At 32.5% G+C, this 14,211-nt stretch carries 12 protein-coding genes and 1 tRNA gene; 1 reads left to right on the forward strand and 12 read right to left on the reverse strand.

Features of this window, described 5'->3' with window-relative positions; all coding sequences use genetic code 11:
• Positions 1 to 528 (forward strand): hypothetical protein, encoded by a 528-nt coding sequence (locus C8D70_RS14420; RefSeq protein ID WP_076596784.1) that lies wholly within the window; start codon positions 1 to 3, stop codon positions 526 to 528.
• On the opposite strand, the gene C8D70_RS14425 is transcribed toward C8D70_RS14420, so the two are convergent.
• The 12 genes from C8D70_RS14425 to C8D70_RS14485 form a co-directional block, all read right to left on the reverse strand.
• Positions 521 to 1,564, reverse strand: coding sequence for a L,D-transpeptidase (locus C8D70_RS14425; RefSeq protein WP_110367807.1), 1,044 nt, complete (start codon positions 1,562 to 1,564; stop codon positions 521 to 523). The genes C8D70_RS14420 and C8D70_RS14425 overlap by 8 nt on opposite strands.
• Positions 1,565 to 2,120: 556 nt before the next feature.
• Positions 2,121 to 2,194, reverse strand: a tRNA-Asp gene (locus C8D70_RS14435).
• A 327-nt stretch (positions 2,195 to 2,521) separates the two neighbouring features.
• On the reverse strand, positions 2,522 to 3,709 hold the full coding sequence (locus C8D70_RS14440; RefSeq protein WP_110367757.1) for a glycosyltransferase family 4 protein: 1,188 nt from the start codon (positions 3,707 to 3,709) through the stop codon (positions 2,522 to 2,524).
• On the reverse strand, positions 3,709 to 4,842 hold the full coding sequence (locus C8D70_RS14445) for a glycosyltransferase family 4 protein (protein WP_110367758.1): 1,134 nt from the start codon (positions 4,840 to 4,842) through the stop codon (positions 3,709 to 3,711). Before C8D70_RS14445 ends, C8D70_RS14440 begins: the two co-directional genes overlap by 1 nt.
• Positions 4,839 to 5,633, reverse strand: a complete 795-nt coding sequence (locus C8D70_RS14450; RefSeq protein WP_181416136.1) for a hypothetical protein — start codon at positions 5,631 to 5,633, stop codon at positions 4,839 to 4,841. Before C8D70_RS14450 ends, C8D70_RS14445 begins: the two co-directional genes overlap by 4 nt.
• The gene (locus C8D70_RS14455) at positions 5,602 to 6,825 is read right to left on the reverse strand and encodes an O-antigen ligase family protein (RefSeq protein WP_110367760.1); all 1,224 of its coding nucleotides are present in this window, start codon (positions 6,823 to 6,825) and stop codon (positions 5,602 to 5,604) included. The genes C8D70_RS14450 and C8D70_RS14455 overlap by 32 nt, the downstream gene beginning before the upstream one ends.
• Complete coding sequence (locus C8D70_RS14460; protein ID WP_110367761.1) at positions 6,815 to 7,954, reverse strand: glycosyltransferase family 4 protein; 1,140 nt, start codon at positions 7,952 to 7,954, stop codon at positions 6,815 to 6,817. The genes C8D70_RS14455 and C8D70_RS14460 overlap by 11 nt, the downstream gene beginning before the upstream one ends.
• A gap of 6 nt (positions 7,955 to 7,960) precedes the next feature.
• Positions 7,961 to 9,097: a polysaccharide pyruvyl transferase family protein gene (locus C8D70_RS14465; RefSeq protein ID WP_110367762.1), complete on the reverse strand. Its 1,137-nt coding sequence runs from the start codon at positions 9,095 to 9,097 to the stop codon at positions 7,961 to 7,963.
• On the reverse strand, positions 9,087 to 10,568 hold the full coding sequence (locus tag C8D70_RS14470; protein WP_110367763.1) for an oligosaccharide flippase family protein: 1,482 nt from the start codon (positions 10,566 to 10,568) through the stop codon (positions 9,087 to 9,089). Before C8D70_RS14470 ends, C8D70_RS14465 begins: the two co-directional genes overlap by 11 nt.
• Before the next feature lie 9 nt (positions 10,569 to 10,577).
• A complete protein-coding gene (wecB, locus tag C8D70_RS14475) occupies positions 10,578 to 11,699 on the reverse strand; it encodes a non-hydrolyzing UDP-N-acetylglucosamine 2-epimerase (RefSeq protein WP_110367764.1) in 1,122 nt (373 codons plus the stop codon).
• Between the two features lie 27 nt (positions 11,700 to 11,726).
• On the reverse strand, positions 11,727 to 12,893 hold the full coding sequence (locus C8D70_RS14480; RefSeq protein WP_110367765.1) for a nucleotide sugar dehydrogenase: 1,167 nt from the start codon (positions 12,891 to 12,893) through the stop codon (positions 11,727 to 11,729).
• A 15-nt stretch (positions 12,894 to 12,908) separates the two neighbouring features.
• Positions 12,909 to 14,204: a nucleotide sugar dehydrogenase gene (locus C8D70_RS14485; protein ID WP_110367766.1), complete on the reverse strand. Its 1,296-nt coding sequence runs from the start codon at positions 14,202 to 14,204 to the stop codon at positions 12,909 to 12,911.
• Between the last annotated feature and the right edge of the window lie 7 nt (positions 14,205 to 14,211).

Consider the following 14,211-nt stretch of genomic DNA (forward strand, 5'->3'; position numbering starts at 1 on the left):
ATGAATACCGAAGAAACCACCTTAGACAGAATAAGAACGAGACCCAGATTTAAAATGTTTACTCACCTTACCAAAGAAGAGTATGCTGAAAATCTGAAAAAATATATGGAAGTGCATAAAGATGAGTTTTCAGGCAACATCAATAAAGAAGTGGCTACCATCTGGGTAAAAACAGAATATGATAATTACTGGAAACCCCGTCTTGCCTTACGAATAGAAATGGAAGATGAGCATACGGTAATACGAGGCGTGTTTGGCCCGAGTTCTGCGGTGTGGACATTCTTTATGTTCCTTTATTTTTCTTTTTCTATTCTCTGGATGACCTTTTTCACCATGTATTACGTTGAAAAGCAAATAAAAAGCGCCGAATACCCTTGGGCATTGAGCGCTTCTTTTATCATGTTATTTTTTATTATTCTTACTTATATTGCTGCAAGATTCGGGCAATATAAAGGTAAAGAGGAAATGCTTAATCTTAGAAAATTTGCGGAAGAATCTACTTTACAGTTTGAAAAGAAAATTAATTAGACAGAGATTCTACAGGCTTTTCATTCTGAATAGGTACAGCTGATGCTTTTGCCGCTTTGATAGAATCCGCCACTTTTTCTCTGTTGCTTTGTTCTTTAAGCATTTTCGGGACATCCGGTTCTAAGAGTTTTGTAAGTTCTTCAACAGAAATATTGTTGGCATTAGGATCGTCCAGAAGCTTTCTCCATGGTTTTCTTCCGCCCCATTTATAATCTCCGAATACCATTACTGCTGTACCTCTGGCTTTAGTGGTAGCACCTCCGGGATTCAGAATCCAGGTATCTGCATAGGAATACAGCCATTGGGCATCTTTTCTCAGCAATCGTAAACATGAGTGTGAAGCAGGATATCCGGGAAGCGTATATTCATGCCATCCGATTCCTCCTATATTATGAATATTAAAGTTGTAAGGAAGTTTCCATTCACTGCTCACGGTGGAAATAGCCAGTTTCTTTTTCCAGTTGGCAAAAGTAAGTCCCCTTGTGGTCTGAGCTGCTTTTTTACCCATACTTGTAGGTCCCCATTTCACGAGACTTCCATTAGAATATACAGCAAAAGCCTGTATAGGATATGAGAAGATAACAAACTTTTTCACTCCGCTCAACACATCCAGCTGCATGGGAAAAGGTGAATATGCCATCAATGTTGTATCTATTTTCGCAGGAACAACCAATGTGTCTGCATTCCATTTACTTTTAGAATCTAATCGGTTTAAGGCTAAAATAGCAGTTCTTTCCTCTACACTATATTTTTTACTGAATTCTGCATAAATAGAATCACGCATTTTTTTATCCTTGGGAAGAACAAAAGCGTTATAAAAACCATTCTCCTGCATAACAGGTGGAACGGATTCTTTTTTTACTACAGGAACAGAATCTTTCTTTATAGAATCTTTTTCAACCTCCGGAACTTCTGAAGAAGAAACGGTATCTTTAAAAGTATCACTTATTTTTTCTATTTCCTTTTTACAGGAAACAAGCGAAAAAGCGCATAAACAGACATAAAAAAAGGATTTTTTCACAGATATGTTTTTCATAAATAAATCGGCCATTTAGTTTGGCTACCCAGTACAAATATCAGACCTAAATTTGAATCCTAAAAGACATTCTTAAAAATACCGTAAAAAAACGGATGCTTTATCACTGTAAATGAGGAGTTATAGTTGACAAACCGAAAGAAAACATAGATTTTAAAGGTATTCCCCGATATTGAAAAGAAACATTATTCATCAGTCTTTTATCTTGTAGAAATCCATTCTAGATTTCCCTTTTGTCAAAACCGTTAAGCATCCTGATGCCATCCTGCTCCACCTCGGCATCCTGTTATTAAAAGTTTCTTATCTTTTTCTACACTGACATCACATAAACATGAACAGCTTGAGTGCGAAGAGTCCGGTTCTTTAAGCTTTTCAAAACGTTTGCTTCGGATTATACAAATAAATTTCAAACATCCCGTATACTCCCATTCCATCATCAGGGACAGAAAATGCTATATCATCATTCCGGATCAAAATTATAATCTTCGATAATACGGATCAGCCTCAAAAGTTGGGGTAAAAATAAAAAAGTCTTCTATTTCTAGAAGACTTTTTGCGATCCGGACGGGACTCGAACCCGCGACCTCCGCCGTGACAGGGCGGCATTCTAACCAGCTGAACTACCGGATCAATAAGGTAGCATTTGCTTTTTAACTGGTGCAAATATATAGCTTTTTTTAGCTTCTTCAAAGAAACCTATTTCTTTTCTTTCACAGCCATTGTTAAGGTACAGATTGTCAAACACAAAAAATTAAGATATAATTACTATTAAATGTCTTTTTATTATTTTTTACTTAGAAAATTTAAGAAAGTTGATAATAAAAACACACAAGATCAACATTCCTGTTACTTAAATTCCAAAATAGTAATTTCTCCGTACTATTCAATTAGAGATATAGCGTGTATGATACTTTTAATATATTTTTTGAACATAGCAACCCATTCTATCTTGATTATTTATTCTGTTTGTTCGATAACTTCAACAAATTTTTTACACAAAATAGATTTGTCGTAAACTGTTTCAGCCAGTCTCCTCGCATTCTGTCCCATTTTATTTACCAATTCAGGGTTATCTTTCAGATAGAGTACTTTTTGTACAAGCTCTTCCGGACAGTTTGGGTTTACATAATATCCGCAATGGTATTTTTCAGCTATATCTTTAGTCCATCCGGCAGAGTTTACCATAATTGGTTTTCCTGCAGACAATGAATCGAATAATTTGTTTGGAGAGTTGGTGTACAAAATCGGGAGATCCAAAAAGGAAATCATAGAAACATCCGAAAAATTGACAATCTCAGATACGTCATTCATAGGGAACTTTCCGAGAAATTTCACATTTTTAAGTTTATTTTTTTCTACTTCATCTACCAAAGTTTTTTCGGTGGAACCTCCTCCTACAAACAGAAATTCTATATCATCTCTATTTTTTAATAATTTGGCGGATTCAATAATTGAATGAGCTCCATTTGCCAATCCCAGAGACCCAAAATGAACTACTTTGAAGGAATCTTTTTTTAACCCGAGCTTTTCCATTAGTTGATCGTTTTTTCCTCTGGGCCAGAATTCGTCCATTTTAGCCATATTCGGAATCATTGATGTTTTTTCTTTTGGAATATATTTAACGACTCCGTCCTGCATACCGGGAGAAAGTGCAATAACATGGGCAGCATTTTTATAAATCGTTTTTTCCAGCAGACGGATTATTTTTATTGTCCAGCTGTTTTTTATAGCTCCCATCTGAATGGGTACCTCCGGCCAGAGGTCTCTTACTTCAAAAACATAAGGTGTCTTTTTAAACCACTTTAATATAAGTGCCGGAATACCTATTGTAAGAGGCGTAGATGTAGCAATCACCAAATCGATATCTTTCTGTTTCAATCCCACAACAGAGGACTTGTACATAAACTTCAAGAAAGCTTTTAACCTTCTGGAAACACTCATATTCTGGTCGTAATCTTCTTTTATATAAATGATTTCAATACCATCAATTTTTACAATTTTAATATCTTCTGAAAATTTGGATGATGAAGTAAGCATAGTAACTTTATGCCCTTTTTTAATAAGTTCTTGTGCCAGCCAATACGATCTTGTTCCTCCTGGTTCCCGGGGAGTTACGAAATATTGATGTATGTATAGAATGTTCATTATTGTTTTTGTTTATATAATTGCTGATATGCTTCTGCTATTTTCTTCCAGTCGTGATTTTCTGAAAATTTTCCAATATCAAAACTATAATGATCCCGTTTTTGGATTAAGCGTTCAAGCCCTCGTTCAATTGCTGAAACAGAAGTATCTTCCACTTTTTCCCCAATAGAATCATCATAAAAACCATCGATTCCTTCATTTTGCGTGTACATCACCGGTAATCCCTGCAGTAACGCTTCTATATAGACCAAGCCAAAGGTTTCGGCTCTGGAAGGCATTGTAAAGAAGTCGCTTCTTTCGTAATAGGATTTTAGAACAGGCAGGCTGTTTACTCTTCCTACAAACTCAAATGAGTGATCGTTTTTAATAGAATCCAGGATTCTTTTCTCGTCATTTCCTCCTCCTCCAATCAGTGTCAATTTTACCATATTCTGAACTTTGTGATTGTGATTTTTAACAGCATTAATGAGGTTAAAGACATTTTTTCCTTTATCAAATTTTCCTATATACAACAACTGAATCTTTTTTTCGTTCTCAACAATTTTCCTCTGAGAAACCTTTGATTCTATCCAATAAGAATCCACACCGTTCGGGATCATCATTATTTTTTGCTGTACATCATTCATGATATGAGACAGCCGGGGATCTTCCAGCATTCTTTTCTTATAGACTGCCGAAATGGTTATGATCTTATCTGCATTCTGGAGTATTTTTTTACCATAGCCTCTTTCGTGCAGAAAATATTTCAAAAACAGATTAAGATCCGTATTGCGCACTGCCACTATGTATGGGATATTATATTTTTTATGAAGCTCATAGGCTGCCCCGCCATCACTGTACCATGTGTGAGCATGAATAAACCTGACGGACTTTAGATCTATTTTTGCTTCAATGTCTTGTACTATTTTTTTTATTTTTTTCTGATACAAAACCCTATCTGCATATTTTGATAAAATATGACTATAGATAATCTGAGAGCGGCTACTTTTAAAATTTATTTTATTTTTTCCCATTCTGGAAACCTCCCGAAAAGGATTATACACAATCTGCTCTACCCCGTTATTATCCAGCTCCCTCACTAAATTTTTATACACTGTGGATCCTGAGTAATCGTTTGTAATGTGAAGTATCATTTATCTAAAATTTTTAATGTACTATTAAGTTTCTCGTTAATATTAATTGTTTCTTTCGAGGGTTCCCAATAAATAATACCGCTTACTTTCTTTCCTTTGTAGCTATAATCTTTTATTAGTTTTAAATAAGTATCATATAAATTTTCATTAACTACACTACCACCGGAAATTTTATTATAAGGGTGAATTTTATACCAAATAAATGGCAACACTGGCTTTTGAACTTTTTCTGCCATATGAAAGCTCAGATCTAAATTAGTTGTGATATAGTTTTTAAAATAATTATCACCTTTTTCAAAATTAGAGTACATTAGGTATAATGAAGGTGCCAGATAATCTACACTTTTTAGTAATGGCTTCAGCTTTTCAAAGTCATTAAATTTCTTTTGAAAATCATAGTTGAAGTTAAACGGAACGCCATATAATACAACTTTTGCATTAGGTCTCATTTTTTTAACAAGATTTACCATATCTACCAGTTTCTTTATATTTGAAGCATAATTGACATCAAATCTGCTTTTCTGTTTGACATCCTGATAAATCTTATTTTCAATATCCAGTACTATTAAATCGGTACTTTGTTTGTTAGGTATTATAGTATTAATTCCTTGAGTTAAGGTATTAAGGTCAATGATATTTTTTTTATTCCCATCAATGTAATGTTGACCAAAAAAATAATAATTTTTTATACAATTTTTACATTGTATATTATACCTTTTACTTTGTGTATATACATAAAATTGTTGTCCATTAAACCAGCTAGGCACTAAGCACAGGAGTACGATGAACATTAAAATATTTTTCATATCTAAAAGTAATAATTGTTAAAATCAATAAATACCATAGCAAATTGTTGGAATAAATATTATTTGAAAACATACTGAAAATAAAAAACTGGCAAAAAATCATCGGAACCCAACCCGTTGAATGATCATTCTGTATAACATACTTACCTTTTATAAAAAGAGTTCTAATAAATAATATTACAAGTATCATTCCGATAAAAAAACCTGTTGCCATAAAAGCTTCGACAAAAAGGTTATGAGGATAAGAGCCTATATATGGTTTTGTTTGTATTAAAAAATTTTTTCCAAAAAAAGGATTGTCAATAAATTCTCTTAAAGCGACCTTAAATAATTTTTCACGCTCATTATCCTTTTCAAAAGTTGAAACCAATCTATCTAAAAAATTACTTTTAAACAGACTTCCAAACAATTCCATAATCTGAAAAAAGAAAACAGAAATAAAAACAGCAGGTATACTCAAATAAAAAACTCCTTTCGTTCCTTTTTTAATAACAAAATAAAAAACAGTTGACAAAATCAAAGCTATAAACGGACTTCTACTTGCTGATACGAAGATAATCAGTGCCCCTAAAATTATACCGGCTATATAAAGAATAGAAAAAATTCCTTTTTTCTCATTTGTTAGCTTATAAATCGACAATAATGCTAACATAGTTCCATATTGTCCATATACAAGGACTCCTATTTCAAGATCTCCGACATCTCTTCCTGTAACATTATTGTTATTTCTTGATAGTAGTGATATAAAGAGTAAAGCATATATAATATAATAAATTATGTTAAGTATTACTTTAAAGTTTAATTTCTTAAAGTCCAATACCATAAAGCCGAAAGAAGGTATTAACACAGCTCCAAATGCAAACTGAATATATTCTGAGTAAGATTTATTGGAAGCTAACCTAACAGGTTCTATATAAATATCTTTTAACAGGAATAATGAATAAAATCCCCAAAAAATTATAAATAACGTATAAAAGTTAAAAACTTTATAATTAAACTTTTTGGAAAAAATATTGGTACTGATAATTATAAGGCTAAAAGCTAGTACGAGTACACGATAGATTATATTAATACCCTGTCCTTGTATTTTTAAAATAGAAGGTAGGAAACTAGATATTAAAAAACCAGCTAAACAAAAGATTACATAAAAATTATAAAACTTTTTTTTAATTTGCATTATGCACTTTATTAATAAAATTCATCCAATTTATTTTCCATTTTTGTTCATTGAAAGAATACTCTATTGTTTCTTTTGCTTTTTCTGAAATTCTTTTTAAAATATCAGGATTTTCAATCAAAAAACTTATTTTTTCAATAAAAGCTTTGCTATCAGGATTCATAATATATCCATTATAATCGTCTAGAATAATATTGGTCATTCCCCCCACATTTGAAACAATAGGTACAGCTCCCGCCGCCATTCCTTCTAATAATGAGAATGAAGTCCCTTCACTTCCATAAGTCGGCACTAAAGTAATATGATGTTGTAAATTGAACTGCTCAGATTCTCCGATATCATATTTAGTAATGGTGACATTTGAGAAAGAACCGATTTCTTTTATTAATTCATTTTTTAATAGTCCTTCTCCACATATTGTAAATTCTACATTATCATATTTTGTTGTAATATTTTTTACTATATCTATCAAAATATGTACACCTCTCATCATCTCGAACCTTCTTGCAAAAAGAATTTTAATTTTATCCCCAGAAATCTGATTGATGCTGGTTTCTTTAGAAGTGGTAGCATAATTAGGTATCACTACCGTATTTTCTGAATAACTTCGAGGTAAAATTGTTCTTATCCAGTTTGTAAAATTATAATCTACACATACAACATTTTTACAAATAAGAAAGTCTTTTGCATTTTTGTAACATTGTAAGAGTTTATAGAATATACCTACTATGTTCTTTTTAAAAAATCCGGGAAAGGCATTATATGAAATATAATCAAATGAAATCCCATGTTGGATAGAAATCGTTTTTGAATATCCTTTTAACTTAAATGCGATCTTATCTGTACCAAAAACAATTATATCATTAACTGAAATTTTATCTTTAACCTGGCTAAAAACATCTTTCGTTTGTTTTTTTAATGATTCTTTCAGATTGTTTTTCTTGCCTATAATAGTTATTCCTTTATATTCTGACACAAAGTTTTCGTCTGCACCCTGGTAAATTACTACCTCATATCCTGCATTTTTTAAAGCTGTACCTAGACCTATTAAATAATTCTGAATACCTCCAACCGTAATCTGCTTACCCAAACGATCCATTACTGCTAAATAAAAAATATGTATTTTCATCTGATATTATTGTAATTGATTATAATATTCTTTTAATTTTAAAAACATTTGATCAGATAATGTTTTAAATGCAAGCATCTTCTGCGTCAAATATGTTTTTCGTTGTACATAGTTTTCATTGAGTAAAGAAATCTTGGAATACAAATCTTCCAGATCGAACGGATTTCCCCAGCTATATGAACTTTCAGAATAGGTTTCTGAAATAAACTTTAACTTCTGTTCAACTTCAATTGTTATAAATGGTGTATTCAATAATGAAGCAAAGATAGCCCCATGAAAACGAGCTGTAATAAATAAATCGCACTTTGAAATCTCTTCCAAAAAAGAGTCAAATTTATCCTTTTCAGGATTCCAGATGATCATATCCAATTTATCTTTTTTGCTATACCAATAGGAATCAGATTCGGCATCAAAAAGGATATACTTTATCTCGTATCCGTCTTTCTTAAGCTTTTCCGTAGCTTGCTGCAATTTTTCATAGTACTCTCCTCCTCCATTTGCATAATTCCAGTCTCTTACAATAACACCTATCTTCTTTATTTCGTTAGTCTCATTTGTATATGAATCTAAAAAATGGCTATTAAAAGAATAACAAATATCCGGTGAAAGAATTGGTTTTTTAACACCCCATTCTTTTGATTTTTTTAAAGCAAATTCATCTCTTACTCCCACAAATTCAGCCTTAGCAAACAACTCTCCCGTTTTTCTCTCTATAGTTGAATTTTCTATATCAAAAGGGCCTACACCTACACCAACCAATGCAATGTGTGAAGCATAATTGCTGATCTGGAATTTGTTTTCAATAAAGTTTTTCTTTACTATTTTTTTGTTAATATAATTTTTAATATGGCTGAGATTAAATATTTTATCTTTTAACGCTTTGCTGAAAGTATTTTTTTTAAAATGATAAAATTGTGTTCCCCCTCCATATACTAATAATTTTGAATTTACAGGTTCTTTAAGTTTATGATAATCCATAACTTTAATACCAGGTAAAATATTATTAATATAAGAAGCTGACTGGCAAAGAAGTACAATATCAGTGGAAACTTCATTCAATTCCTTTACAATAGTATACATTAAGGCATCATCACCAAAATTACCAAAACCATAACCTCCTCTTATAACTATATTAGTTTCCATTTTTTTCTAAAAATTTTAAATACCATATCTTGAAAATAAATGCAATAAATAAAAATGACATCAACATAATAAAAGCCCTTAAGAACATATTAAAATGAAAATAGTATGTTAAAACATTTCCAATTATGAGCAAATAAATAAGTAAATTATATTTGGTCATCAGTAATTCCTTGTTTACAAGCTTATTCTTTATAAAGTATGGAATAAAGACTACAAAATTTAATATATAAGCAACTAGAAAAGCGATAGACCTTCCTATTGCTCCTTGTTTAATTAATAAAAAAGAAAATAGAATTGCTGTAACAGCCCAAAATCCATTGCTAAATACACTAAACCACATAAAATTGCCAGCTGCAAAATTCCTTGCGACCCCTAATTTTTGTGCATTAATTAAGGTGAATAATACGACTATAACTGTAGTATTATACATAATAGAAGAATTATATTTACTCCCAAATAACTGAGAAAAGACATCAGGAAAAGTTAAAATTGGCAAGCATATAATTATACCGATAATGTATGGCAGCAGAATATTAATAAAATCAAACTTTCTGTTTCCTTTTCCAAAATTTTTAATTGCCATAGGATATATTACTTGTCCGACAATTCCCAGTAATAATGTTGCTAATTGGGAAAAATTAAAAGTCGCATTATAAATTCCTAATTGATAATATCCACTTATATGATTTTTTATCAACATAGAATTACAAATCAGTACCACGGGGCTTAGCATCATACTGCTTATAAAAGATGGTAAAGTGAAGTTATACACTGTTTCTAAATGCTTCTTCTGGCCTTTTATTGTAAACTTCATTTGTTTAAGGTTTAATTCTCTTTGTAATAATATTGCTGAACAGAGCCAAATAGAGAAATTAATTATAACAAGAGAAACAACTACACCGTAAATTCCAAATTTGTATGCAGAAAACATTATCAGCGGTAATGAAAGAATCCCATTTACCATATTGACAAATGATATGCTTTTAAAATTTTCAAGACCAGCAAGAGCACCAGTTTGCAATCCGTTAAGGGATGAGAAAAAAATAGCAAAAGCACAAAGTAATACCTCCTTATACATATTTTGATTTCCCACAATATACTCACCTATCTGTTTATTAAACACTAATGAAAGAACAAGTATCGCCACTGCTAAAAAGAATACAGACAATCTTGTTAAAGAATAAATCTCACTGGCCTTTTCCTTATCACTCTCAGCATATAGAGCAAGATATTTTGTAGCAGTTACACCAAAACTTGCAAGGCTGAATGTAGTAAATGTATTAATGTATGATTGCAATAATCCCAACTTTCCGTATTCGTCTACTGTTAATATTCTTGCCACTAAAAAAAGAGCTATAAAAACAAATCCTTTAGATATAAGAGTTCCCAAAAAGGACCAGAATACTCCTTTAATAATCTTTTGTTGGTTTCCCGTCCCTAAGACTTTCTTATATAATGATTTTATATTCACCTTTCAAAATTATTTGGATGATATAAAGTCTACGATTCTTTTACACGCCTTCCCGTCTCCATACGGGTTATGAAGCTCACTCATTAAGTTATATTGTTCGGAATTATCAAGTAAATTTTGTGTTTCTGCAACAATTTTATTTTTATCTGTTCCTACCAAAATAACTGTTCCGGCATCTACCGCTTCAGGACGCTCAGTTGTATCCCTCATTACTAAAACGGGCTTACCCAAACTCGGAGCTTCTTCTTGAACCCCTCCTGAATCCGTAATGATCATATAAGACTTATTCATAAGCCAAACAAATGCAGGATAAGCTAGAGGAGATATTAGATGAATATTATCAATTCCTGATAAAATTTTATAAACAGGTTCTTTTACATTTGGATTTAAATGAACAGGATATATCACCTGTACATCTGGATTGTTAATGGCAATTTCCTTAAGTGCTTCACAAATATTTATAAATCCTTCTCCGTGATTTTCGCGTCGATGACCAGTTACCAATATAAGTCTTTTTGAGGAATCAACGATGTTTTTCAAATAATCAATTTCATTATTGGATATTGTGTTGACTCTATCAGTACTATCTAATAAAGCATCGATAACAGTATTACCGGTTACAAGAATATTTTCGTTTTTTATATTCTCATTTAATAAATTTTGTTTCGATTGTTCGGTTGGGGCAAAATGGTAGTCCGATATACGTCCTGCAACCTGACGATTTATTTCCTCTGGAAATGGTGATCTTTTATTGTGTGTTCTTAATCCTGCTTCTACATGGCAAACTTTAGCTCCTGCATAAAAAGACGCAATACTTGCAGCCATTGTAGTCGTTGTATCTCCATGAACATACACAAAATCAGGTTTAAACTCCTCTAGAATAGGACGAAGTCCTGTAATAATATCGCCTGTAAGAGTGTATAGATTTTGATTAGGCTTCATTAAGTTTAAATCATAATCAGGCTTTATCTCAAAAAAATCAAGTACTTGATCCAACATTTCTCTATGTTGAGCAGTCACACATACTTTTGTTTCAAAATCGTCACATTTTAAAAGTTCCTTTACTAAGGGAGCCATCTTTATAGCTTCTGGACGAGTTCCAAATATAATTAGATGTTTTGTTTTAATCATTAAATTAATTATAATGCATTTATACTTTTAATCATTACCAAATAGATCCCTTGTATACACTTTTTCCTGTACATCAGCAAGTTCCGATGCATTACGGTTAGAAATAATTACATCGCATTCTTTCTTGAAAAGTTCGAAATCTTTTACTACTCTGGAACCGAAAAAAGACTCTTCATTAAGTGCCGGCTCAAACACTTCCACTTCTACTCCCTTAGCTTTAATCCTTTTCATTACACCCTGTATGGCAGATGCTCTGAAATTGTCGGAGCCTGCTTTCATGATCAGACGGTAAACACCTACCTTTTTTGGTTTTTTGGCGAGTACAGAATCTGCTATAAAGTCTTTACGGGTTCTGTTTGCATCTACAATTGCCTGGATAATATTATTGGGAACAGCGTTATAATTTGCCAAAAGCTGTTTGGTATCTTTAGGCAGACAATATCCTCCGTATCCAAAAGACGGATTATTATAATGTGAACCAATTCTTGGATCCAGACCAACACCTTCTACAATCTGGCGGGTATCCAGTTTATGGATTTGCGCATAGCTGTCTAATTCGTTGAAATAAGCTACACGCAATGCTAAGTAGGTATTTGAAAACAATTTAATGGCTTCGGCTTCTGTAGGATTTGTAAATAAAACTGGAATATCCTTTTTTATGGCGCCTTCTTTCAGCAATTCTGCAAAAATTTTTGCTCTCTCGCTCTGCTCGCCGACAATAATTCTGGAAGGATATAAATTATCATATAAAGCTTTGCCTTCTCTCAAAAATTCAGGAGAAAACACCACATTATCTGAATGCATTCTGCTTTTTAACTCTACAGTATAGCCTACCGGAACTGTAGATTTAATAATAATTACAGCGTCAGAATTATACTCCGCAATTTCTTTAATTACATTTTCAACACTGCTTGTGTCGAAATAATTGGTAGTAGGGTCATAATCTGTGGGGGTAGCAACAATAATATATTCAGCTTTATCATAAGCTTCCTTTTTATCTAAAGTGGCTTTGAAATTAAGGGGTTTCGTGCTTAAAAACGTACTGATATCTTCATCTTCAATAGGAGATTGTTTAGAATTAAGCAATTCTACTCTTTCCTGAATAATATCTAAAGCTACCACTTCATTATGCTGGGCCAATAAGACGGCATTAGACAAACCAACATATCCCGTTCCTACTACTGCTATTTTCATTTTTTATTTTCTTTTTTATAAACGATTATCGTATTTTTCTAAAATTCCTTTAACATCATATACAACTGCTTCTTCCTTCAGATAACGGGAAAGATCAATATTCAGGAACTCATCATGCGAAACCGTGAGAACGACAGCATCAAATTTTTCCTCCATATCTTCAAGAGTATTTCTAGATTTTATACCATATTCGTGCATTACTTCTTCCGGGCTTGCCCACGGATCGTAGGTTACAACTTCGATAGAATAGTCTTCAAGTGCATTGATAACATCTGCTGCTTTTGTATTTCTTACATCCGGACAGTTTTCCTTAAAGGTGATTCCAAGATTCAGTACTTTCGCATCCGTAATATTGATTCTTTTCTTAATCATTGTTTTTACCACCTCGGAAGCTATAAACTGCCCCATAGAATCATTCAGTCTTCTTGCTGTAAGGATAAGCTCAGAATAATATCCTACGTCCTGTGCTTTCTGAGCAAGATAGAAAGGATCTACCCCTATGCAGTGCCCTCCTACCAATCCGGGCTTGAACTTCAGGAAATTCCATTTCGTTCCTGCTGCTTCCAAAACTGCGTGTGTATCAATATCCAATAGATTAAATATCTTTGCGAGCTCATTCACAAAAGCAATATTGATATCACGCTGTGAATTTTCGATCACTTTTGATGCTTCAGCTACTTTAATGGTTGGTGCCAAATGGGTACCTGCTGCAATTACGGATTTATATAATTCATCTACTTTTTTACCAATTTCCGGTGTAGAGCCTGAAGTTACTTTTAAAATCTTCTCTACGGTACGTTCTTTATCTCCCGGGTTAATTCTTTCAGGAGAATATCCTGCAAAAAAATCTTCGTTAAACTTCAATCCCGAAACTTTTTCAAGCACAGGGATACACTCTTCTTCTGTAACACCAGGATATACAGTAGATTCATAAATAACAATATCTCCTCTTTTCAATACATTTCCCACTGTTTCAGACGCTTTATATAGAGGCGTCAGATCAGGACGGTTATGTCTGTCTACCGGTGTAGGAACAGTTACGATATAAATGTTAGCATCTTTGATATCCTCCAGATTAGATGAGCAAAGCAATCCTTTTGATAAACTTGAAAATGGATTCTCTTTTACTAAAACCGGCAGCAATACTTCATCTTCTACCTCCAGGGTAGAATCTTTTCCGCTATTCAATTCTGCAATTCTGGCCTGATTGATATCAAAACCAACTACGGAATATTTTGTTGCAAATAAACGAGCCAGAGGTAACCCTACATATCCTAAACCTATTACCCCTATTTTATTTTCTATATTCATATTTTAT

The organism is Chryseobacterium sp. CBTAP 102 (assembly GCF_003201365.1).
Lineage (GTDB): Bacteria > Bacteroidota > Bacteroidia > Flavobacteriales > Weeksellaceae > Chryseobacterium > Chryseobacterium candidae.